The sequence below is a fragment of the Arcicella gelida genome, assembly GCF_034931025.1.
In the GTDB taxonomy this organism is placed as follows: Bacteria; Bacteroidota; Bacteroidia; order Cytophagales; family Spirosomataceae; genus Arcicella; species Arcicella gelida.
Window position 1 is genome coordinate 171,312 of record NZ_JAYGIL010000010.1, and the last position, 23,113, is coordinate 194,424.

Annotated in this window: 20 protein-coding genes; 8 read left to right on the plus strand and 12 right to left on the minus strand. The window is 34.7% G+C overall.

What is annotated here, in order from left to right:
• Nucleotides 1–14 precede the first annotated feature (14 nt).
• The 4 genes from VB776_RS10360 to VB776_RS10375 all read left to right on the plus strand — a co-directional run bounded on the left by VB776_RS10360 (nt 15) and on the right by VB776_RS10375 (nt 7,507).
• A complete protein-coding gene (locus tag VB776_RS10360) occupies nt 15–1,757 on the plus strand; it encodes a TolB-like translocation protein (RefSeq protein WP_323328704.1) in 1,743 nt (580 codons plus the stop codon).
• A 116-nt stretch (nt 1,758–1,873) separates the two neighbouring features.
• The gene (locus VB776_RS10365; RefSeq protein WP_323328706.1) at nt 1,874–3,382 is read left to right on the plus strand and encodes a glycosyl hydrolase family 79 N-terminal domain-containing protein; all 1,509 of its coding nucleotides are present in this window, start codon (nt 1,874–1,876) and stop codon (nt 3,380–3,382) included.
• Between the two features lie 44 nt (nt 3,383–3,426).
• Nucleotides 3,427–6,693, plus strand: coding sequence for a glycosyl hydrolase (locus VB776_RS10370; RefSeq protein WP_323328708.1), 3,267 nt, complete (start codon nt 3,427–3,429; stop codon nt 6,691–6,693).
• A gap of 4 nt (nt 6,694–6,697) precedes the next feature.
• On the plus strand, nt 6,698–7,507 hold the full coding sequence (locus VB776_RS10375) for an SDR family NAD(P)-dependent oxidoreductase (RefSeq protein WP_323328710.1): 810 nt from the start codon (nt 6,698–6,700) through the stop codon (nt 7,505–7,507).
• Between the two features lie 336 nt (nt 7,508–7,843).
• Here VB776_RS10375 and VB776_RS10380 read toward each other — a convergent pair whose 3' ends face one another.
• Both VB776_RS10380 and VB776_RS10385 read right to left on the minus strand, forming a co-directional pair.
• Complete coding sequence (locus VB776_RS10380) at nt 7,844–8,548, minus strand: LytR/AlgR family response regulator transcription factor (RefSeq protein WP_323328712.1); 705 nt, start codon at nt 8,546–8,548, stop codon at nt 7,844–7,846.
• Nucleotides 8,545–9,354, minus strand: coding sequence for a sensor histidine kinase (locus VB776_RS10385; protein ID WP_323328714.1), 810 nt, complete (start codon nt 9,352–9,354; stop codon nt 8,545–8,547). The genes VB776_RS10380 and VB776_RS10385 overlap by 4 nt, the downstream gene beginning before the upstream one ends.
• Nucleotides 9,355–9,883: 529 nt before the next feature.
• Between VB776_RS10385 and VB776_RS10390 the strand changes: the two genes are divergently transcribed.
• Both VB776_RS10390 and VB776_RS10395 read left to right on the plus strand, forming a co-directional pair.
• Nucleotides 9,884–11,134, plus strand: a complete 1,251-nt coding sequence (locus VB776_RS10390; protein WP_323328716.1) for a S41 family peptidase — start codon at nt 9,884–9,886, stop codon at nt 11,132–11,134.
• A gap of 39 nt (nt 11,135–11,173) precedes the next feature.
• Nucleotides 11,174–12,067: a TolB-like translocation protein gene (locus tag VB776_RS10395; protein ID WP_323328717.1), complete on the plus strand. Its 894-nt coding sequence runs from the start codon at nt 11,174–11,176 to the stop codon at nt 12,065–12,067.
• A gap of 165 nt (nt 12,068–12,232) precedes the next feature.
• Here the strand turns inward: VB776_RS10395 and VB776_RS10400 are convergent, their stop codons facing one another.
• Together VB776_RS10400 and VB776_RS10405 are read right to left on the minus strand one after the other, a co-directional pair.
• On the minus strand, nt 12,233–15,508 hold the full coding sequence (locus VB776_RS10400) for an ABC transporter permease/M1 family aminopeptidase (RefSeq protein ID WP_323328719.1): 3,276 nt from the start codon (nt 15,506–15,508) through the stop codon (nt 12,233–12,235).
• A 12-nt stretch (nt 15,509–15,520) separates the two neighbouring features.
• Nucleotides 15,521–16,393: an ABC transporter ATP-binding protein gene (locus VB776_RS10405; protein ID WP_323328721.1), complete on the minus strand. Its 873-nt coding sequence runs from the start codon at nt 16,391–16,393 to the stop codon at nt 15,521–15,523.
• Between the two features lie 366 nt (nt 16,394–16,759).
• Between VB776_RS10405 and VB776_RS10410 the strand changes: the two genes are divergently transcribed.
• Nucleotides 16,760–17,389: a sensor histidine kinase gene (locus VB776_RS10410; protein ID WP_323328723.1), complete on the plus strand. Its 630-nt coding sequence runs from the start codon at nt 16,760–16,762 to the stop codon at nt 17,387–17,389.
• Complete coding sequence (locus VB776_RS10415; protein ID WP_323328725.1) at nt 17,386–18,090, plus strand: LytR/AlgR family response regulator transcription factor; 705 nt, start codon at nt 17,386–17,388, stop codon at nt 18,088–18,090. The genes VB776_RS10410 and VB776_RS10415 overlap by 4 nt, the downstream gene beginning before the upstream one ends.
• Before the next feature lie 453 nt (nt 18,091–18,543).
• On the opposite strand, the gene VB776_RS10420 is transcribed toward VB776_RS10415, so the two are convergent.
• The 8 genes from VB776_RS10420 to VB776_RS10450 form a co-directional block, all read right to left on the minus strand.
• A complete protein-coding gene (locus tag VB776_RS10420; RefSeq protein WP_323328727.1) occupies nt 18,544–18,960 on the minus strand; it encodes a hypothetical protein in 417 nt (138 codons plus the stop codon).
• A gap of 11 nt (nt 18,961–18,971) precedes the next feature.
• Complete coding sequence (locus tag VB776_RS10425; protein ID WP_323328729.1) at nt 18,972–19,325, minus strand: YciI family protein; 354 nt, start codon at nt 19,323–19,325, stop codon at nt 18,972–18,974.
• Between the two features lie 79 nt (nt 19,326–19,404).
• Entirely contained in the window at nt 19,405–19,974 is a 570-nt protein-coding gene (locus VB776_RS10430) for a Crp/Fnr family transcriptional regulator (protein WP_323328731.1), read from the minus strand.
• Nucleotides 19,975–20,360: 386 nt separating this feature from the next.
• Complete coding sequence (locus VB776_RS10435) at nt 20,361–20,696, minus strand: nuclear transport factor 2 family protein (protein ID WP_323328733.1); 336 nt, start codon at nt 20,694–20,696, stop codon at nt 20,361–20,363.
• Nucleotide 20,697: 1 nt separating this feature from the next.
• A complete protein-coding gene (locus VB776_RS10440) occupies nt 20,698–21,612 on the minus strand; it encodes a helix-turn-helix domain-containing protein (protein WP_323328736.1) in 915 nt (304 codons plus the stop codon).
• A 30-nt stretch (nt 21,613–21,642) separates the two neighbouring features.
• A complete protein-coding gene (locus VB776_RS10445; RefSeq protein WP_323328738.1) occupies nt 21,643–22,452 on the minus strand; it encodes an SDR family oxidoreductase in 810 nt (269 codons plus the stop codon).
• A gap of 145 nt (nt 22,453–22,597) precedes the next feature.
• Entirely contained in the window at nt 22,598–22,843 is a 246-nt protein-coding gene (locus tag VB776_RS24570; RefSeq protein ID WP_407653816.1) for an integrase core domain-containing protein, read from the minus strand.
• Nucleotides 22,815–23,113 (minus strand): DDE-type integrase/transposase/recombinase (locus tag VB776_RS10450; RefSeq protein ID WP_323328739.1); only part of this gene is annotated, 299 nt, incomplete at its 5' end. The genes VB776_RS10450 and VB776_RS24570, both read right to left, overlap by 29 nt.

Genomic DNA, 23,113 nt, shown 5'->3' on the forward strand with positions numbered 1-23,113 from the left:
AAATTATGGGAAAAATGAGTTTTAAACTTTTTATAAGTTCAACGATAATTACAATCGTTTCACAGGTGCATTTTAATGTATTCTCACAAAGTAGGAATTTTGATTCTAAAAAATTAGGAACATTCAAGCCTAAAAATTATTCTATTGCTCCTAAACTTCCAAAACCACCAAAACCAGAGGCATTTGAAGTAACAACCATTCCTATACCTAATGAGGTATCCGAAGTATCATTAGTAAATTATTTGCCAGATAATGAACACCTAATAATGGATGTAACCATGAAAGGTAAACATGAATCAGACTTGGCAGTAATGAAAGAAGATGGTAGCGAGTTTAAATGCCTTACTTGTCATTTGAATCAACCAATTGGTGATGAAATGCCTGTTCCATTGCCCGATGGCAAAAGGGTTTACACGCCTAGGGGAATTTTGGAGTGTAGCCCTTCGATTGTAGATTGCAAGGAGGCTAAAATATTGCCTTTAGTTTTTCCAGAGATTCCTGGAGCAAGGTTTCTTGCACGTATTGCTACCAATATGTCGCAAGATGGTATTCATGTAGCATATACCTTGATTACCACCAGACCTACTTCTCTTGTATTAGTGAGTGAGTTGACGAGAGTTTCTGACCAAAAAGGAGAAAGATATGAACTTACTAAGACAAGAGTTATAGCAGGTGATAAAACTCTGGAAACAGACTCATCCTATTTTAGACCTTATTTTTATGGCAATGGTGAAGTGAAAAGTTTTACGGATATGGGGCGTTATCTAAGCACTATTACAACTTTTGAAGCAAATAACTACGACATCTGTAAAATTGACCTTAAAACAGGGGATGTAAGTCGTTTTACTCGTCATTTTAGTTATGACGAAGGTGTCTATCCCTCGCCGGATGGCAAGTGGATAATTTTTCAAACTCAAAGACATCATAATCGTATGGATGCTTTTGGTTTAATACCTCGTCCCTTAATAGCTGGTACAAGCCTAAGTGCTGGAGTTGCAGAGTATCGAAATCAATGGATAGCTCCTCATAGGGAGGGTAAAGATGGTAACGGAAGACATAGAAGATTTTATGGGCTTACTATGACTGACCAATTTGGTGATAGAAATCGTTTGCCCGAAAAAGGTTACACAGGTCAAAACCTAACTGTAGCAAAGGATAATTTAATTGAATACAATCATTTTGGCAACTTCGCTTGGCATAAAAGTAGTACAAAAGGTATTTTTTGGGAACAAAAAGACCATTGGCAATTAAAAGAAGGCGAACAACTTGGTCGTTTGAGATTAATCAAATTTACTTCAAGAAAGCCAACTAATCCACTGCCAGTATATACACCAACATTGGATTGGGCATTGAAATTAGAAGACTTAAAACCGATGGTAAATACGAAGATCCCAACAGAAGGGATACTCAAAGGCAAAGTTTCCGGCTATGCTAATATAAGTTTGGATACTTCAAATCCAAAAGAGCCGATGTTCAAAATAGAATATTTCAACTTTACAGATGATGGCGAATACGTTTTGAATGGTAATGAGAAAAGAAATGCACCGAATCCCAATGACCCATTTTCAAGGACTTCGCACTGGTTTGCTGATTTAAAAGTAAGTGGTAAGCACAAAGGGTTTTTGAAAGTTGATAATGTGTGGTTTTATCCAGATAAAATAGGGTCGGGAACTATCAATGCACAATTAGATAATCGTAAAGTAGATGTTGATTTAGCAAAAGGGCTACCAACTGGTGTTCCTGGTGAGTTAAGATAGAGTGATAGTTGCAATAAGGTAAATAGTTTCTTCACTTCTTTAATGATTTTTCAAATAAAAATATCAAACAGATAGCATACAAATAAGTACTAAAACGTCTTTCAATAATTAAAATCATGAAAAAAATACTCCTTTTTTGGGCTTTCGCTTTACTTGGTGGAAATGTCTTTGCACAGCAAAACGCTCCACAAAACAAAATTAATTTGAAAGATATGAGCTTCATAGGAAAGGTAGATGAGCGATTTCAATCATTCAATATAGAAATGTGTGAAGTCATTGGGGGTGATTTTTGGATTCCTTATAATTTGGTAGATTCAGTTAGAAAACATTCTGACAGAAAGGGGATTGATGCTTTAAAATGGAAAATTGAACCAATAAATCTATACGAAAAAAAATTGCGAAATCTTGCTGCTGGATTAGGACCAACCTATGTAAGAGTAAGCGGTACTTGGGCAAATGCCATTTTTTTTCAAAACAACGATGAACCCAAATTAAGCAGTCCGCCCAAAGGATTCAAAAATATACTTACTCGTCAACAATGGAAAGGCGTAGTAGATTTTTGTAAGGCTGTTGATGGAAAACTTGTTACATCATTTCCTATCAGTGAGGGTATGCGAGATGAATCTGGAAAGTGGCAACCAACACAAGTAAAATCAATTATTGATTATACCAATTCGGTAGGTGGTGATATTCACGCTGCCGAATTTTTCAATGAGCCTTCTCATGCCATTCATGGCGATGCACCTAAAGGATATAACGGGGAGATTTTCGCCAAAGAATTCGCTCTTTTTAAGGATTTTGCAAGTACCTATGCTCCTAAAATGAGAATTATTGGTCCAGGGTCAAGCACCGAAGGTGGTATTATTCCTGCTGGATTAGACTTTCCGATTGATGAATTATTATCACATACACCAAAACCTAGCTTTGAAGTATTTACTTATCACTATTACGGTAATATATCAAAGCGTTGTTTGGGAGGACAAAAAGTAGAAAATGCCTTATCGCCAGATTGGTTAAAAAGAACTGAAAAGGGACTAGAATTTTATCAAAATGCCAGAGATAAATATATGCCCAATACTCCGATTTGGCTAACTGAAACTGCCGAGACTGCTTGTGGTGGTAACCCTTGGGCAGCTACTTATATTGATAGTTTTAGATATTTAGACCAAATGGGGCGATTAGCCAAAAAGGGAGTTCAAGTTGTCATGCACAATACGCTTGCAAGAAGTGAATATGGTTTGTTAGATCATGATACTCATAATCCTCGTCCAAATTACTGGGCAGCTCATCTTTGGAATAAACTCATGGGAAACCAAGTGTATGAAGCAGGAAATTCAGAAACAGGAGTATATACTTATGCTCATAATTTGAAAAATAAATCAAAAGGCAAAACTGTAATGATACTGAATACCAATAAAACAGCAACTTCTGTAAGTATTCCTTCTGATGCAAAACAATATTTACTTACTGCAGATGAATTGGTAACTAAAAAAGTTAGCCTAAACGGAAAAGTATTGAAGCTGACGGCAAATGATGAATTACCTGAAATAGAAGGCAAGCCAGTAAAAAAGGGAATTGTTGAATTACCCGCTTACAGTATTATATTCCTGACTTTCAGTAAGTAAAATAGCTATTTGGTATAAAAATCCATGATTTTAAATTGAAAAACATGAAAAAAATTATCATTGGAATTCTCCTAATTCCTAGTCTTACATTTGCCCAAAACCCGGAATTAAAAGATTTTCAAACACCGCCCAATGCCGCTAAACCAAGAGTTTGGTGGCATTGGATGAATGGCAATATCACCAAAGAGGGCATAAAAAAAGACCTTGAATGGTTTGAAAAAACAGGAATTGGAGGTTTTCAGAATTTTGATGCTAATTTGCTTACCCCCGTAGTTGTACCCAAAAAATTGGTTTTCATGACTCCCGAATGGAAAGAAGCCTTCAAATACACTACAGAGTTAGCTAATGAAAAAGGGCTAGAAATGGCTATTGCAGGCTCACCGGGTTGGAGTGTAACAGGAGGACCTTGGGTAAAACCAGAAGATGCCATGAAAAAATATGTATGGACAGAAACCAGCGTTGAAGGTGGGAAAAATATATCATTAAATTTACCCAAACCACCAGATATTGCAGGTAAATACCAATCTTCACCATACAAATCAGAATCATTTTTTAGTAAATATGTAGGCGACAAACCTGTATTTTATCATGATGCGATGGTCATAGCATTTCGTTTGCCTCAAAATGATAAATCGTTAGCTGATTTTACACCAAAAGTAAGTTCGAGTGGCGGAGTATTCAATTTCAAAAATCTTACCGATGGTGATTTGGGAAACCCAACAATGCTACCTCCAATGGCAGTAGGCGAAGATATGTGGATTCAATATGAGTTTGATTCTCCGCAAACATTCAAAGCTGCATCTATTGCTGGAGCAATTACAAGAGGTTCGTCAGATTTTAATGGTGTAGCCCTTAATCGTTCGATAAAAGTGAGTGACGATGGTATTAATTTTAAAGAGATAGCAGCTTTTACAGGTAGTATTGTCCCATTCAATACAATCAGTTTTCCTTCAACCACAGCTAAATATTGGCGAATAGCCTATAAAACATTACCTGCCCCAATAAACGTAATGGCAGCAATGGCTGGTGGAAATCCAAAGGTAGAAAAACCAGACGGTGTTGAGGTTTCAGAATTTATATTACACACTACTGATCGAATAGACCAAGTGGAAGATAAAGCTGGTTTCACACCTTGGAGAGAAGAATACAACATAATAAAAGAGACTCAAGGAGTAATGCAGGATGTAATTTCGACCGAAGATGTGATTGATTTAACGAATAAAATGCTTCCAGATGGAACACTGAATTGGCAAGCTCCAGCAGGAAGCTGGAAGATTATCCGTTTTGGATATTCCCTCACAGGTCGCCAAAATCATCCTGCATCACCCGAAGCAACAGGTTTGGAAGTAGATAAATTAGACAAAGAAGCCGTCAGAAAATACATCAATACCTACTTAGATATGTACAAAGATGCAACGGGTGGAATGATGGGAGAGAAAGGCTTGCAATACATGGTTTTGGATAGCTACGAAGCTGGTCACATGAACTGGACAAAAGCATTTCCTGAAGAATTTAAAAAACGTCGTGGTTATGATATGACGATTTGGGTGCCCGTTTTGATTGGTCGTATTGTGAAAAATACTGAAGCAAGCGAAAAATTCCTTTGGGATTTTCGTAAAACGATTGGTGAAATGATAGTCGAAAATCATTATGAAGTAATTGGCGAAGAATTGTCTAAAAGAGGGATGAAGCGTTATACCGAATCGCACGAAAATGGACGTATATTTTTAGCTGATGGGATGGATGTGAAACGCAATGCGGATATTCCAATGTCTGCGATGTGGACTCCAGGTAGTTTACAATCTGGTGGAAATGAAGAAGTACGAAGCGAAGCCGATATTCGAGAATCTGCCTCAGTAGCCAATATTTATGGAAAACCTATAGTTGCAGCAGAATCAATGACGGCAATTCAAAATGCTTTTTCATGGCATCCTGAAAAATTAAAACGCACTGCCGATCTCGAAATGGCATCTGGATTGAACCGTTTTGTAATTCATACTTCTGTTCATCAACCACTTGACGATAGAAAACCTGGTTTTTCACTCGGACCATTCGGACAGTATTTTACTCGTCAAGAAACATGGGCAGGAGCAGGAGCAAAGGCTTGGATGGATTATTTGGGTCGAAGTTCATATATGCTTCAACAAGGTAAAAACGTAGCGGATATTCTTTACTATTATGGAGAAAATACCAATATCACATGGATTTGCAGAGAGAAACTGCCCAATATTCCTACAGGATTTGAATTTGATTTCGTGAATTCATCTGCTTTGCTCAACGCCATACAAGCAAAAAATGGACAGTTAATCGCTAAAAGTGGAAATACTTATAAAGTGTTAATATTGGATGAATCAGCAAAATACATGACATTACCAGTGCTGAAAAAAATCAAATTGTTGGCAGATGCTGGAGTAAAAATAATAGGGACAAAACCCGAAAAATCACCAAGTTTAACGGATAACGAATCAGATTTCAAGAAATTGGCTGATGAAATTTGGTCGAAAACCAATGTCACTGTGTTTAATAAAATTAATTTAAAACCTGACGTGATAATTAGCAGTGTAAAAAATAAAATACTTTACCGTCATCGTCAGAGTTCCGACCAAGATATTTATTGGTTTAATAATCGTGGAGAAGAGCCAACTAATGCCGAAGTAAGTTTTAAAGTAAGTGGCAAAATACCAGCATTGTGGAATCCTCAAACTGGAAAAACAGAAAAAGTTTCTTATAAAGTAGTAGATGGGCGAACAATTATTCCATTGAAATTTGAATCTTGGGACGCATATTTTATTATTTTCAAAGGTAAAACAACAACTAAGAGTTACACGAAAATAGCAAGTAAAGAAAGTCTGATTACACCCATAACAAGTATTTGGAAGGCAAGTTTCAATGACAAAATTATTGATTTTGAAAAACTTATCTCTTGGTCTGAAAACCCAGATGCTGATATTAAGTATTTCTCAGGAACAGCTACTTATGAAAACGCTTTTACGCTCACCAACCTTGATAAATCAGGAAATTATATCATTGATTTAGGTGATGTAAAGCATATCGCTGAAGTAATTATTAATGGTAAAAATGTGGGAACAGCATGGAAAAAGCCTTTTAAACTGGATATTTCAGAAGCTGTAAGGATTGGCAAAAATAGTATCCAAATCAAAGTTTCAAACCTTTGGGTAAATCGTTTGATTGGCGATGCCCAACCCAATGCCAAGAAAACTACTTTTACTACAATACCATTTTACAGAAAGGACGCTCAATTGTTACCTTCAGGTTTATTAGCTCCAATTAGAATCTATTTTAACAAATAATAAAATGCAAATAGCAAATAAAACCATTGTACTAACAGGTGCTGGTAGTGGTATAGGAAGAGAATTGGCTCTACAATTAATCAAAAAACAAGCTAATGTGGTAGGTGTTGATATCAACATAAATTCACTTTTAGAAACCCAGAAAATTGCAGGTGTTGGCGATGATAGATTTAAGGTTTTTACCCTTGATATTACTAATAAAGAAAAAGTAGATGCCTTGCCAAATGAGGTTATCACACACTTTGGTTCAGTAGATGGGATTATTAATAATGCAGGGATTATTCAAAAATTTATTCCAGTAAACGATTTGAGTATCGAAGAGATTAACCGAGTTATCAACGTCAATTTTTACGGAACGGTTTATTTAACTAAAGCCTTTTTACCTCATTTCTTAGAGCGTCCAGAAGCACATATTGTTAATATTTCGAGTATGGGAGGTTTTATTCCTTTTCCAAGACAAACTATTTATGGAGCTGCCAAAGCAGCGGTGAAAATATTTACAGAGGGTTTATATGCAGAACTGAAAGATACCAACGTAAAGGTTACAGTTGTACATCCAGGGGCAATCGCAACAAACATTACAGAGAATTCTGGACTTGGGAAGCCCAAACTAGAAGCTAATTCGCAACAAACAAAATTAGCTTTACCAGCCTCGAAAGCTGCCGAAATAATTATTCGGGCAATAGAAAGCGACAAGTACAGAGTAACCGTTGGAAAAGATGCCATGATTTTGGATTTACTTTATCGCCTACATCCAAAGTTAGCGACCAATTTCATTGGAAAAATGATGAAAAAAACCTTAAAAGATATGTAATTCAGACTATTTGTAGGTTTAAAAATGTCTTATTTATATTAAGTTTTAGTTATACATGTTGTGAATTATAATTATGATTATGTTAAATAAACGAATGATAAAATCATATTTTGACAACGTCATTTTCAAGGCAAATCATTGCATTAATGTCAGGTCGCCAAAAATAATTTTCTGGTGTAATTCCTATCCATAGTTTTAGACTTCTCCTTCTGATTTCTTCAAAGTTTAAGATTTCAGTTTGTGTCATATTTTAAATTTTTGCCTTAAAAATGTTATAATTAGATGGTGTCAATTCCGCTTTACAATAGTCAAATAACGATTGATTTTTTCGGTTTTTCAACTTAATAGTTTACTGATATTTTCTTTATAGGTTTGTCCGATAGGTATTTTATGCACATCAATCAATATTGTATTTCCTTCAATTTGTTTAATCTTATTTTTAGCAACAATAAAGGATTTATGGGTTCTTATAAAATCTGATTTAGGGAGTAGTTTTTCGAAATCCGAAATTTTTTGATTGCTAACAATCATATCGTTTTTTAAATACACTTTGATAAAATGTCCGAAAGCTTCTACAAACATTAAATCATCGAAATGAATTTGATGATGCTTTTTATCACCTTTTAGAAAAAAGCTACCAACATCTGGTTTAGTTTCAGTGATTAAGTTAGCTATGCTTTTCTTATTTTGGGGCTTATCAATTGTTTTGTTAATTGCTTTTATAAAGCGTTCGAAACTAAATGGTTTCAGCAAATAATCAGAAATATTAAGCTCATAACCTTCTAAAGCGAATTCTTTGTACGCTGTAGTAACAATTATTTTTGGTGGATTGGGCAGTGTTTTTAAAAAATCAAAACCGGATAGTTTGGGCATATTAATATCCAGAAACAACAAATCGACAGCATTCTCATTTAAAAACTGTATCGCTTCAAAGGCATTGTGGCAACTTCCTTTCTTTTCTAGGTGTTGTAAATTTTCGCAATAGTTTTCAATGATGCGATGTGCTATCGGTTCATCATCAACAATTAGATAGTAAATCATACTGCTTCTATTTTGAGCGTTAATTTGAATATATCATCCTTAATCTCAATTTGAATTTTGTGTTTATTGGGATATAATAACATTAAGCGTTGTTTTAAATTATCTATGCCTATACCAATTGTCTTATTGGCTTCTGGTTCTTCAAAGTTGTTTTCGATAACGAAATGGATTATACCTCTATCGACATTCATATTAATATGTATAAAAGCATTTTCTGTCAAGCCTTCTACTCCGTGTTTGAACGCATTTTCTAAAGGAATAATGAAAAGTAATGGAGCAATTTGACAACCAGCGTCTTGAGAATGATTAAAAATAATCTCTACCTTTTTTTGATAGCGTATCTTATGCAATTCAATATAGTTCTTTAAATATTCTATTTCATCCTTTAACGGCACCAAATCTTCTTTGCCCATATAAATGGTATAACGCATCATGTCAGATAATTTTAGCACAACATTTGGGGCATCATCAGATTTCTCGATTACTAAGCCATACAAATTATTTAAAGTATTGAAAAAAAAGTGTGGATTAATCTGGCTTTTCAGTAATGATAATTCTGCTTTTGATTTTTCTGACTTAATGGTCTTAAACCATTTCCATTGCTGGTAAGACCACATTAAAAGCATTACAAAAAAGGGGGTAACCAAAATGATTTTAATTTCTTTTTCTTGTTCGAAGTATCTGCTTATATCATCAATATAAACTCTGATGTAGTAGAAATAGCCAAAAGCTAAAATGTAAAATCCGATAATAATCAAGGCGTATTGCTTAAAATATGAGGGTGCGATAATGGAGAAAAAATACATTCCAATAAATATTAACCCTGCAAAAGTTATAGGATTGTCAATTATTTTGGAATTGATGTCATTAATAATAATCGCTAAAAAAAATAGAAATAGCACAACCAATTTTAAGGTAATGGCTTTATGTTGTTTTATGAACGAGAAATAATGAATAGGTAGTGAAATCAGCATCCAGCTAAAAATAAAACTCAATGTGTTTGCCAGTACTGATGAATTATCAATATGAATAATATTAAAGTGCAATAAAATAACGACTAATGCCCTATGGATTAATAATCCATATACGAAAGCCTTATATTTTTTGAGAAATTTAATCACAGGTCAAAATTAACCATAATTGGGCTTTTTTAATTACAATATACACCAACTTACCCAAAAACAGCCTAAACAATATCTTTTCCTACTTCAACTTAGTTTATGCACCCCAATCAATTGTGTGTGATGATTACAAACACGTTTATGAGGAATACTTTTCAGCGTTTTCATTTACCAATATGTTTGTTGAAAATTATAAATACTAAGATAAAATATTATGAAAAACTATTTTAAAATGATGCTCTTAATGCTATTTGTAACCATACAAAATGCAGAAGCACAAGAGAAAAGAGTATTGCACGCACAAGAAAAAAATGCGATTATAACTTCAATAAAAACGCATCTTGCGGAAAGTTATATTGATTTAAGTTTATCCCAAAAAATGATAACTGAACTGGATAAGAACTTAAAATCTGATAGGTATAATAAAACTACAGACCCTTCGGAATTCTCTAAAACAGTAACCGAAGACCTGCAAAGCATTAGTAAAGACCTGCACTTAAATGTTCGATTTGAACCAGAGCGTATCGCTCAGGAAAAGCGTGCTGTTTCCGAGGAAATGAAATTAGAAACCGAGAAAAAAATGGCTATGCAAATGGCCGAAATTAATTACGGATTTGCAGAAGCAAAAATACTAGACGGAAATATAGGCTACTTAAATTTACGAATGTTTGCAGACGTAAAATATGCTGAACAGACTGCCACAGCTACGATGAACTTCTTAAGTAATACCAAAGCAATCATTATCGATTTGCGTACAAATGGGGGTGGCGTTCCAAATATGATGCAATTACTATCAAGCTATTTCTTTGATGAAAACCCCGTTTTATTAAGTGATTTCTATGAACGAAAAACAGACACAAAAACGCAACTGTATTCGCTTGCAGAGGTAAATGGGAAACGAAGTACAAACAAGCCTATTTACATTTTAACGAGTAAACACACATTTTCTGCCGCAGAAGCTTTTGCCTACACTTTAAAACATTTAGACAAAGCCGTTATAGTAGGTGAAGTTACCAAAGGAGGTGCTAACCGAACCAAACGAATTAACCTTAACGACGAGTTTACAATTTCGGTTCCGTATATTCAGGCTATTCATCCAATAACAAAAACCAATTGGGAAGGCAAAGGTGTACAGCCAGATATTGAAACAAATGAAAAAGCAGCTTTTGTAAACGCTTACATAGATGCAATAAATAAAACAGCCAAGAGCAATAAGAATGCTCTTTTAAATAAAATTGGTTATGCTTTTTTAATGGAAAATTCGGTTTACAATGCGGTAACAGTATTTCAGGAAAACGTTAAACTATTTCCAACTAATGCTAATGCTTGGCATAGTTTGGGTGAAGCATATTTTATAAATAATGATAAAGAAAATGCGTTAAAATCGTATCAAAAAGCTGTAGAACTGGATCCAAATTTAGGTTCGGCAAAAGAAATGATACAGAAATTAAAAATCATTAAGTAAAAAAGAAGCAAGTTGGCGGTAAGTAAAACTAATTGAACAATGAAAAAAAATATGATTAAACTTTTAGTACTGGCATTTGTAATATTCTCAAATGCTTGCAATACTAAGAAGTCGGAAACAAAAAAGAAAAATTCTTCGATAGCGGAAAATCTATACTTTGGTTATAAGCCACCAGGACTAAATCCTGAAGTTTTTGTTCCTAAAAAGAGTACTTCTGAAGATTGGAAACTAGGGAACGAGGACTCTTTGGATATGGAAGAGTTTTACTTCACTTACTCAGGAAATGACCCTTTTCAGCCTGTCGTTGTTGTTTATCGGCAAGAAGAAAATTATTATAGAGCCAGTAAATATACTTTTCACCCCAGTGCTGCTGAAAATAGCAACATCTTATACTCAAGGCATAACTATATTGAACGTACAAATTCTGGTTGGTCAAAGCTAAAAAGCCTAGGTCCAATGTTTGACAGTAAAGATTTGGGCATTATGGTGTTGTCAATATCCGCTAATGGGACTATTGTTTTTGATGATTATAAAACCGATGACGGAATCCGTATATCAAGGATTAAAGACGGTAAACGTGAAGAACCAAAACTACTCGGCAAGGAAATTAACTCAGGGAAATTGGTCGCCCATCCCTTTATAGCACCTGATGAATCCTACTTAATATGGGATAGCGAACGTGAAGATGGATATGGTAAGTCTGACATTTATATCAGTTTTCGACAGCAAGATGGTTCATGGGGTTCAGCTATTAATATGGGAGATAAGATAAATTCAGCATTAGTAGAAAATGGTGCGAGGTTAACACCTGACGGAAAATATTTGCTTTTTAGAAGGTCGGAAGAAAAAGTAAAGGAGGATGGAAGTACATATTGGGAGACTAAAGATTATTGGGTTGACGCTAAAATCATTGAACAGCTAAAACTAGAATAACTACAAAATTTGTAAATATTTGTATTACCGCTGTACAATTAAGAATTTAATGAAAAGCTAAATTTAAATATTCAAAATGAGACTTAAATAAAAGAACAAAGCCACTGTCTTGAAGTAGCTTTGTTTGTCTTTATATACGCAATAAGAAACCGATATTGCTTTTCTTTACTCAATGCTATTCACATGTTCAAACAAATCTGTTATAACATGTTTCTTAGAATTCGGAGCTACTTCTCGAAAATACTGAATCAAATTCAGCGTGGTGGCGTAGCGATTTGGCTTTTTCGGATTATTGAAAGAGTGCCAATCGTTCAAGAAATGCTGTAATGCTTCGTTTACATTTTTTTCTCCAATTTGTTTCTGTAATTCATACATCGCAATTGCTCCTTTGTTGTAATAAATGTGTTCTTCATTTTCAACCAACGCTAGTGGTAATTCCTTCTTGCTAGACTTTAAGTTAGCTTCTGTGTATTCATCCAATTGAAACTTCAAAAATTGCTGAACTTTATTATTAAGATATTTTTCTTTAAGCACCATAATGGCTGAATACTGTGCCAGTGTTTCCAAAATCATATTTTGTCCTTGTACGTTTGCCGCTTCCAGTTGTAAACCCCACCATTGGTGAGCCACTTCGTGGGCAGTAACATAAAATGCCATGTCCACATCTTTTTCATCATCAATATCCATTACAAAACCGATAGCTTCAGAAAACGGAATAATTCCCGGCAAAGATTGGGCAAATGTTCGATACCTTGGGAACTCTACAATACGGAGTTGCTTGTATTGATAAGGACTGAAATGTTTGCTGTAATAATCTAAGGACATTTTCATGGATTCCATCATTCGTTTCAGGTTGTACTCATGTCCTTTTTGATAATAAATTTCTAAATCAACAGGCTTATTTGAAGTATTGCCTAATGGGATAGAGCTGTCTCTCATTACTTCATACTGTCCCGACACAATCGGATAAAAATTGATAATTCGTTGATTGGTTTTGTAATGAAAATAATTGCGACCATCTGCATTCCATTTAGCCACTAAATCGCCAGAAGTGAGGGCTGTTTGTGGCGATTCTGTACTGATTACAATATCTAAGTTGATGCCATCCGAATCACTTCCGCTGCGTGCATTTACCAATTCTCTTACATCATCACGTTTGGCTTTTTGTAGTCTTGGAGCCAGCTCAAAATCATTCCGATTGTCCTCGTCCTGCATTTCATATTTTTTCTGATAATCAAAACTCGGTAGCACCGCATTGTCAAAAAAAGTACCGTTATACACCACATCTATATCAGCATTATTAGTTTCAAAACCCCTTGGTTCTAAGGTTTGTTTAAAATTCATTTTCATTGTATCACCTGGAGCTAATGGTTGGCTCAATTGGTAAATGGTATAATGATATTTTTTATACTTATTGTTTGTTGTTACAGAACGGTCAAAAGTTACATCCGTCAGTTCCACGTTCGACTCCATTAGTTTTTGCACGTGAATTTCCCGAATGGGTAATGGCGAAGTATTGGTAACAATATAATAACCTATAATATGATAGGCTCTTTGTGATGGGAACAGCTCAACTTTTAGTTTTATAGCTGTAATTTTAGGCTGTGGAATATATTCAAACTGTTTCAACGTCTTTTCGTAACCAGCTCTAAAATTATCTTGCTCACCCTTCGTCCAGAATTCATTTAGCACATTGGTATTGTAAAAAATATAAGCTCCTATACTGATGAAGAGCATCAGGCAAAGTAAACAGAAAATCCTCAAGGATTTCCCTGTTTGTTTTAGTCCGCTTGTCCAACGTTTACTCAAGCCTGTTTCTGTTCCTTTTACCATCAAAACACTGGCAAAAATCAAGAGTAGCAAACCAAACAATACCCAGTAGATTTTTACCCAAAGATAGGCGTTCAGAAAGTGTCCATACCCATTCATATCCGAGTAAGAGGCAAGCGAATGTCCACCAAAATTAAGTAAGGTATGTTCAAAACCAAATACACCAACGGCTACGTTGATGATAGCGAATGCAATGGTTGCGAGCATCCCTACAAACTTGTTGCCAGTAAGTGCCTGAAAGAACATGGCTGCAAAGGTATAAAGTGCCAAAAATGGAAATAGTTCTAAAAAAAATCCGAAGAAATAGACATCCAATTCGTAGCGATAGTAGCCGTTCAATGTTTGAAACAGGACACCTGCAACAATGAGTGAAAGCATGACAATGGCATAAACAAACAGTAATCCCAAGAATCGACTACTCATATTAACAAAACTAGAGAGCGGCGTGGCATCATGAATGAGGTTAAGCTTTACGTCCTTTTCCTTCCATATAATTTCGCCTGAATAAAAGACTAAAATAATCATGAAGAAGTAAATAGACATCTCTCGCAATTCTTCGATAATGAAATACGTAGTTGGGTAACTATCTACTCCATACGATGTGCCTAAGCTCACCGAATTGACAAGAATAACAATGAAACAACACAGAATAATTGCCCAAAAGGAAATGAGTTTGAGAATCGACAGACTATGAAACCAAGCATTAAGCAATAGCTGAACGAACTGAGCCTTGATATGAAAGACAGGTGTAACCGTAGGTAGGCTCTTTGTGAAAGTAATTACTAAGGGTTTCACTTTTTGTTTTTGCTTTTTATTGACAGCCCTTTCATTGATGACCATCAATTGAAACTTGATATAACCAAACGATAATGCCAAAATACCCAAGCCTATCCAGAAGAGTTTGTTAAGTAACATAATGCCCGACATAGGAATCAGCAGAGAGTTTCTATCCATTACCGTCCAGCCTTTAGTTGCTTTAGTTAATGTGGTAAGCGAAAAGGGATCTAGTAAGGCTTGAAATGTTTCATTCGTAATGCCTTTGGTAATCATAAACAACACAAAAATGACTACCCCTTGAGTATATACGACCATTAAATTTTTGCTGAGTGCTCCGGTGGTAAAAAATACAGCAGCCCCAAAAAATAAGGTAGGTAAAACCACCCAAATAAAGGGTTGTAGATAATTGATAAATTGAAAAGGCAAAAATTCGTTTGGATTATTCCATGGAATAAATTCGCCTAACATCATACCCCAAAGCAAGCCACTAAAAATAAAAAGTAGTACAACAAGTGACCCCAAGAATCGACCCAATAGATAATTCTTTTTAGAAATAGGATTAACATAAATAAGTGAAGTAACATCATACTGAAAATCACGTAGTACAGGAACGCCCATAATCATCGAGGCAATAATCATTGACAAACCTGTAATTGCTCCCATGGTTTTAGCAATTACCAGTGGAGAATTCTTCTTCACTAATCCTAAATCTATACCCTGAAAGACAAATTCTACACCAACTGCTGAGAACAAAAATAGCAGCAGAAAAAAGAAATAGGTTTCAGGTCGCCTTAATCGGTATTTTATTTCAAATATAAAGAATTCGTATAGCATAGTGCGTTAATATTAGCTGTTGAAAATTTGAGACATATAAACATCTTCTAGGTTGGCTTCAATAAGTTTAAATGTTGAGCCTGGGTGTATGTCACTGATTACATGAACAATTTGGTTTCCTAAATACAGGCGGTCGCTGATGACCTGATATTCGTTTTTGTATTGTTCCAATTCATTTTTTTGTATCGTCTTTTCATACACCCGTCCTTGAAGGGTTTCAATGATTTGAGAGGGGTTTCCTTGAATAATCACCTTTCCTTTGTTGATGATTGCCATCCTTGGACATAATTCTTTCACATCATCTACGATATGTGTAGAAAGAATTACGATGGTATGCTCGCTCACTTGGCTTAATAGATTATAGAAACGGTTGCGTTCCACTGGGTCTAAACCAGCTGTTGGCTCATCAACTATCAGCAATTTAGGGTTGTTCAACAATGCCTGAGCAATGCCAAAGCGTTGCTTCATTCCGCCAGAAAACTCACCCAGTTTTTGCTTTCGAACTTCATACAGGTTTACCTTATCCAAAAGATTCTGTATCATTTCTTTACGCTCTTTTCGGTTTATAATCCCTTTTAGCACCGCAAGATGATTCAATAGCATTTCGGCAGATAGTGCTGGATATACACCAAATTGTTGAGGTAGGTAACCCAGTACTTTTTTCAATTCGTTCTTGTTTTCTAAAATATTGAGATTCCCCAATTGAATACTTCCAGAATCTGCTTCCTGCAAGGTTGCTATTGTACGCATGAGCGTTGATTTACCAGCACCATTAGGACCAAGTAAGCCAAACATACCTACAGGGATTTGTAATGAGACTTTATGGAGTGCTTTTACCCCATTGTTGTATGTTTTAGAAAGGTCAGTTATTATCAGATTTTCCATGATTAATTAATTTTGACTCAATATTAAAATGAATGGAATGGCAATAAAAAGAACTGGGACAGGTGTACTGTAGATAGGTACGGATTGCTGGTGCTGCGTGGCAAAAGCACTTGATAACCGTAAACAGTATGTTCATCACACCTACTGATATATCTGTAACAAGTAAGCTCTAGGGCTTGAATTTTTATGTAGTTTTGTAGGATGACTTTATGGCAAAAACTATTCAATAAACAATTCCTTAAAAGGCTAGTGCCTTACTTCTTCATCGTGACCACCTTGTTACTGGTGGTTTTTAACGATTTTTTTGGAAAAGAAGAAGATTATCACATTTTTATTCTACTATTTTTCATTTCGATGATTGTCTGGATGATACGCTGGCTAATCATTCAGATTAAACTCATCCTTCGACTCAAAAAAGATAAAACACAAGCTGAATTAATGCACTTGAAGAGTCAGGTGAATCCACATTTTTTTTTCAATACCTTGAATAATTTGTATGGATTGGTAGAAAAAGACACCGCTAAAGCACAGCAATTAATCCTTAAATTATCTGACATGATGCGCTATAGTATTTATGAAGGACAAAATGATTGGGTTACCTTAGCGGATGAAATTACTTATCTTGAAAACTACATGGATTTGCATAAAATGCGATACCACAAAGAAATTACCGTTCGCTTTGAAGTAGATGTAGCAGATAAGCATGTTAAAATCATGCCTTTATTATTGATTATTATGGTTGAAAATGCTTTTAAACATGGTGTAGAAAAACTTAGAAAAGATGCATTTGTTTACATTCGTTTAAAGGCTACATCGCAAATTATAGATTTTGAGATTGAAAATAATTTTGATGTTGAGGAGCAAGTTGAGACGCATGGTATTGGTCTTAACAATTTGAAAAAACGACTGGAATTAGTTTATTTGAACAAACATGAATTAGAAATATCTTCTAATCATGCAGATATTTATAAAATTCGATTAAAACTTACTTTATGAGTATTAAATACATGATAGTAGATGATGAATCGGTGGCACACGACATCATCAAAAAGTATTGCTCGCTGTTGCCCAATATGCAATTAATGCAGCACTGCTACGATGCGATTGAAGCCATAGAATACCTTACTCATAACGAGGTAGATTTGATTTTTCTGGATTTGAATATGCCTAAACTGAAGGGATTTGAATTTCTAAAAACACTGTCTCATGCACCAAAAGTAATTGTTACAACTGCTTACAAAGAACATGCCTTAGAGGGTTACGAATTAAACATTGTTGATTACATCCTTAAACCTTTTTCATTCGAGCGTTTTTTGAAAGCGGTCAACAAGGTACGTACAGATACTCCCAAAATAACATCTAACAATCAAAATACCGTAAGTGAGCCAAAGCAGGGAAGATTTTTTCTACGTTCAGACAACAAGTACATTCAAATTGTGATGGATGATATTTTGTTTGTAGAGTCTTCGGGTAACTATATCAAAATTGTCCTAAAAGAAGAAATCATTACTACTCGTGGAAAATTAGCATCCATCATAGAACTCATGCCTATTGATAGTTTTATTCAAGTACATCGGTCATTTATAGTAGCACAGAAGCACATCAAACGCATAGAGGGGAATCAGATATTTCTTGAAAACTACACAGTGCCTATTGGGAAACTATTTAAGGTACAGTTAGATAGGTTTTTAAAATAGGTGTATCAAGTTGCTGATTAGCCATTCAGAATGGTTGGTTTTGAAAGCAAGTATTTGGTTTAAAAAGAAATTTCTGTTGCACATTGATCTTAGATTTGAATTATGACGATATTCAAAAATAACATGAAGTATAAAATTGACAGTACTCAAAACTGATTACATTTCAAACCACTTATCTTAACGACAGATGTAGATGCTGTTGAATTGAAGTGTGTAAAAAATGAAGCTACCAGCAATACAATATTAAAAAGAAGAAAATAAGTGACTTTTATCTCCACCTACGCTCCTACCCAACCATTAAATTTTCTGATTCATGTAGTATAGAAAATATTATCCTATATGGGAATATTCGGAATTATAAATCAAAGCAAGACCTCTCCTATTGTTTTATGGGAAGATTTTCAAAAGTCGGAACATCATTTGTCCCGACTTTTGAATAAAATACTTTTTAAATTAACCTATTATTCTTTTGTCTTTGGCTACAAATTTCGCAAATGCCAACAATGCACCTGTTACCATAATGTTTCGGAAAAAGTTTACCATTTCTAATTCTTTTTCTCTCATTAGGTCGGCAGTCATAGTTGATGTTCCTAATTCATGTCCCATTGCACGTGGTAAGTGAACCAAAACAGCCATCAGCATTACATATAATGCCATGAAGGAATACGCCAATTTGTCGTATTTACCAATTACAGCAGCAACTATAAATAGCAGGATACAAACCAAGGTGAAGTAGTTCCAAAAATAGGGAAACGGAATATAATCTGGAACGAAAGAAGCCCCAACCTCAGGTTTGCCAAGGTGCAAGCCAACATAAAGCAAAAACGAAAGCGGGAATATATATTTCCCTGAGTTCAATATTTTGTCCATTATCGTACTATTTAGTTTGTTGGAAATGGAATAAGTGGTCTGATTTCTACCGAACTGTTTGGATATTTTAGAATTGGGCAAGTCTTACTCCATTCTTGAACATCTTCCAAATTGTCGGATTTGCAGATGAGAAAACCCGAAACTAAAACGCTGTCTATTTCTTTGTGTGGACCAACAAGTACGCCATCGTTATTTACAATTGTTGCGTCATAGCGAACTGGTGCAGTATGCACCAATTTACCTTGCATTGCGATATTCCCAATCCACGATTGCCACTTGGGCATATCTTCAGCCATATCTTCTGAGCTTGCTAAGTAGCCATTTTCGGTACTTGCATTGCGAAATAATAATAAATACTCTGTCATTGGTTGAAATTTAAATTGTGAATGATGAGGCAAAATTCAACAATTAAATTTCCGTGAATAATGACAAAAGTCTATAATTTCAGAGTTGGGCTTTTAGTCGGCTAAAAACATCTTTGTTGATGCCTAAATAAGATGCGATGAGTTTGCTGGATAGTCGTGTCATAAGCAATGGTCGGTATTCCATTAACCACTTAATTCTATCCAATGCTGATAATGAAACAAAAGTGTTGATACGATAAACGGAGTTGGCATAAGATGCTTCAAGGATTTGTTTATACACTTTATCAAACTGCGGAACGGTTTCCATCATTGTTTGAAAAGATTGCCTGTCAATGGCGAAAAGTTCACAAGGTTCAACTGTCCTTATGTTTTCTGTGGCAGGATTACCAGTCCCAAAACTCAAAAGTTCTGAACACCAATTATCTTCAATTACTATATCTCTTGTAGTTTCGTTAAAGTCTTTGTCGTAAATATATACTTGCAAACAACCTTTGGCGACGAAGTAAACATATTTACAAGTATCGCCTTGCCGTAAAAGTTGTACATTTCGCTTGGTTGAAATATGTTTAAAAGCTGTCAGTACTTTGTCCAAATTATCAAGGTCATTTCCAAGTCTGTTTGTAATATGATTCCTTAAAACTGCTATCATTTTATGCTATCGTTGATGTTTGTACAGCGGCTAGAAGGATTAGGTCTAACATCAATCTGTGAAAAAATACCTGTACAAATATATAGTAGAAATGCAGTAGAAAAACAATTATTAATTCTAAGACCTAAAAAAAAGGAAGAGCCTCACGCTCTAAAGGACTTATTGATTCTGCAAGGCAAAAGGAATATTTATCCCTGATACATTATGTGAGCGGGCTACTCTTTAGCATTTTGAGTCGTAGGAAACAACCTTTCACAACATCTTTTTAATTTATTGATTATTAGCATATTAAAAACACCATTTACTTTCAAGTATAGAGCTAAATGGTTGTTTGACTTTTGTACAACAATTGTTTTTGTGGGACGCTACAGCAGTTGGATACGGTTCTATATCAAGTCGGCTTTTGCTTTTGCAATCTTACCTTCTTTAAATGTGAAGTCAAATATACCACCGATTTTGTTGCCAGAGAATTCGCCCGTAAACTCCACTTCAATATGAGCTTCATTGTCGGCAATGATATCCAAATTAATAAGTCGTGTTTGTGTATTATAACCAATGAAATAGCTTTCAAAATACTTTTTAATACCCGAATGCCCTTTGAAAACTTGACCTACTGATGGGTCGTCAAGTACAGCTTCTTTATCCCATTTTTCTAAATAGTTTTTTGTGTCGAAGGCATTGCTCACCATAAGCCAATCTTGTATAAATGATTTAATGTCCATTTTAATTGAATGATTGTTTAAATTCTAAAGGTGTCATGTTGGTTCTTTTCTTAAATAATTTGCTGAAAGATTGAGAATGCTCGAATCCCAATTGAAAAGCAATTTCAGAAACAGATAGCTCTGCTAAAGCTAAATACTCTTTTGCTACTTCAATTAATTTATTATGAATATGTTGCTGAGTACTTTGGCCTGTCAATGAACGTAACATATCACTTAAATACCGTGGTGATACATTTAATTTTTCGGCTATGTACTCAACAGTCGGAAGCCCATTTTTAACTGTTTCTTTTTCTTCAAAGTAAGTATTCAAAATACGCTCCATTTTTGTTAGTAAATTGTTATTTACTACTTTTCTGGTAATGAATTGTCTTTTATAAAAACGATTACTGTAATTGAGTAATACTTCTATGTAAGAAACTAATACGTCTTGAGTGCTATCATCTATTGGCCCGTTTAATTCTTCCCTAATATGGTCGAAAATTCGAAAAACAATCTGTTTTTCTTTTTCTGATAAGTACAGAGCCTCATTTGCTGCATAAGAAAAAAAAGAATAATTCTTAATTTTTGAAGCCAAGGGATAATTTAAGATAAGGTCAGGGTGAAATAACAATGTATATCCCGAAAGGTCTCTATCTATTTCCCCTCTTTCTAATACCTGATTAGGTGCGACAAAAGCCATTCTACCTTCATTGAAATCATAATAGTTTTGACCATAGCCTATTTTCCCTTGGAAATTTAATTTGTAAGATATTTTGTAAAAATTTAACAGAAAGGCCTTTGGTTGCTCGTCGAACGGTGTCTTCATGTCAGCATAATTAACCATACTAACTAATGGATGTAAGGGTTTAGGCAAGCCCAATATATTATTTAATTCAGAAAGTGAATCAAATTTTACAACACTGTCGATTTGTTTCATTTTTACTGTTTAAATTTTATCTTCAAGTTTTTAGATAGAAAGATTAAGTTGCTGTTTTAGTCCAATTCTGAAATTTTCCGCTCCTATTTCATTTCTTTTCTGAAAAGTGTTTATTGCGTCTTTCCCCGCCAAATATCTTAATTGGTCTTTACCATCGGTGGCGGCTTCATACACAACCAAAGCAATTTCATCCACTTCATTGAATACAAACAATTCTCCATTTTCAATGAGCTTTGACATACTGGCATTTAATGGTTGATATTCTTCTCCAAATACGAATTGAGCCGAATTAACAAAGTTACTCTTTATACCACCAGGTGCAACGGTTTTTATACCAATGTTATGTAAAGCTAACTCGTAAGATATACTTTCACTAAAACCTTCTAAAGCCCATTTAGTGGTATTGTAAATACTGCCAAGTGGGCCAGTTGAAAACCCAAAAATCGATGTTGTTGTAATAAATAACCCATCTCTTTTTGCTCTGAAATATGGTATAAAAGCTTTCGTTACCCTAATTACGCTTGTGAGATTGGTTTCAATTTGTTGAACTATCTGGTCATCAGTCGAATATTCCAATGGACCCGCCAAGCCATACCCTGCATTATTAAAAACCACATCAATATTAAATTGCGATGTAATTAATTTAACGGTGTCGTTAATCTGCTCCAAATTGGTAACATCTAATGCAAATAGGGTAATATTTTCCAATTGTATTAGCTCTGTTTCCTTTTCAGGGTTTCTCATAGTTGCTATTACACTCCATCCGTTTCTTTGGAATAGTTTTGCTGTGGCTTTACCCAATCCTGCTGATGCACCAGTAATCAATATCGTTTTTTTCATTACAGTATGTTTAATTTTGTGATGCAAAATACGGTAATAATCAAATGAGAAAAGTTGCCAAATTGAGTTAGTTTGTATCCAAAATGACGAAGTGTTTTGGGGATTGCCTTGGTGTAGAGTGTCTTGTCCTAAAATAAGTTGACAGTCATTTTTGACCTTGACTTCTTTTCTGATTTTGTATTTCTGTGTATGTTTTCCATAGTCTTTTCTTATATCCTATCCCTGAATGAATATCATTAGGTGTATTCATCCCTATACTCATGTGAGGTCTTTGATTATTGTACAATTCAATGATTCGAGGTAATTTCATTTTCACATCTGCTAAGTTTTTGCAACACTTTAAAGGATAAAGATATTCATCCTTAATAATACCATTTATTCGTTCTGCAATAGGGCGGTGCGACGTTTCGCTTTTCTAATGGGTCAGAATTTGTTGTCATACTTATAGCAATGTTATTCTCTTCAAGTAATGTTGTATAATCAGAACAACCATATTGAATACCCCTGTCAGAATGATGAATTAAGTTTTTATTAATGTATGCACGCTCTCTATCAATTGCCATTTGTAATGCTAGCAAACAATGTTTTACTTCTAAACTTTCTCCTACCTGAAAGCCCACTACTTTATTTGAATAAGCATCTGTTAGTAAACTTAGATAAG

Bases quoted from the DNA above. Each gene is read 5' to 3' on its own strand.
- VB776_RS10420 (WP_323328727.1), bottom strand. From the start codon at position 18,960: ATGGACAAAATATTGAACTCAGGGAAATATATATTCCCGCTTTCGTTT.
- VB776_RS10430 (WP_323328731.1), bottom strand. From the start codon at position 19,974: ATGATAGCAGTTTTAAGGAATCATATTACAAACAGACTTGGAAATGAC.
- VB776_RS10360 (WP_323328704.1), top strand. From the start codon at position 15: ATGAGTTTTAAACTTTTTATAAGTTCAACGATAATTACAATCGTTTCA.
- VB776_RS10380 (WP_323328712.1), bottom strand. From the start codon at position 8,548: ATGATTTACTATCTAATTGTTGATGATGAACCGATAGCACATCGCATC.
- VB776_RS10400 (WP_323328719.1), bottom strand. From the start codon at position 15,508: ATGCTATACGAATTCTTTATATTTGAAATAAAATACCGATTAAGGCGA.
- VB776_RS10410 (WP_323328723.1), top strand. From the start codon at position 16,760: ATGATACGCTGGCTAATCATTCAGATTAAACTCATCCTTCGACTCAAA.
- VB776_RS10415 (WP_323328725.1), top strand. From the start codon at position 17,386: ATGAGTATTAAATACATGATAGTAGATGATGAATCGGTGGCACACGAC.
- VB776_RS10390 (WP_323328716.1), top strand. From the start codon at position 9,884: ATGAAAAACTATTTTAAAATGATGCTCTTAATGCTATTTGTAACCATA.
- VB776_RS10375 (WP_323328710.1), top strand. From the start codon at position 6,698: ATGCAAATAGCAAATAAAACCATTGTACTAACAGGTGCTGGTAGTGGT.
- VB776_RS10385 (WP_323328714.1), bottom strand. From the start codon at position 9,354: ATGTATTTTTTCTCCATTATCGCACCCTCATATTTTAAGCAATACGCC.
- VB776_RS10370 (WP_323328708.1), top strand. From the start codon at position 3,427: ATGAAAAAAATTATCATTGGAATTCTCCTAATTCCTAGTCTTACATTT.
- VB776_RS10365 (WP_323328706.1), top strand. From the start codon at position 1,874: ATGAAAAAAATACTCCTTTTTTGGGCTTTCGCTTTACTTGGTGGAAAT.
- VB776_RS10395 (WP_323328717.1), top strand. From the start codon at position 11,174: ATGAAAAAAAATATGATTAAACTTTTAGTACTGGCATTTGTAATATTC.
- VB776_RS10440 (WP_323328736.1), bottom strand. From the start codon at position 21,612: ATGAAACAAATCGACAGTGTTGTAAAATTTGATTCACTTTCTGAATTA.
- VB776_RS10445 (WP_323328738.1), bottom strand. From the start codon at position 22,452: ATGAAAAAAACGATATTGATTACTGGTGCATCAGCAGGATTGGGTAAA.
- VB776_RS10435 (WP_323328733.1), bottom strand. From the start codon at position 20,696: ATGGACATTAAATCATTTATACAAGATTGGCTTATGGTGAGCAATGCC.
- VB776_RS10405 (WP_323328721.1), bottom strand. From the start codon at position 16,393: ATGGAAAATCTGATAATAACTGACCTTTCTAAAACATACAACAATGGG.
- VB776_RS10425 (WP_323328729.1), bottom strand. From the start codon at position 19,325: ATGACAGAGTATTTATTATTATTTCGCAATGCAAGTACCGAAAATGGC.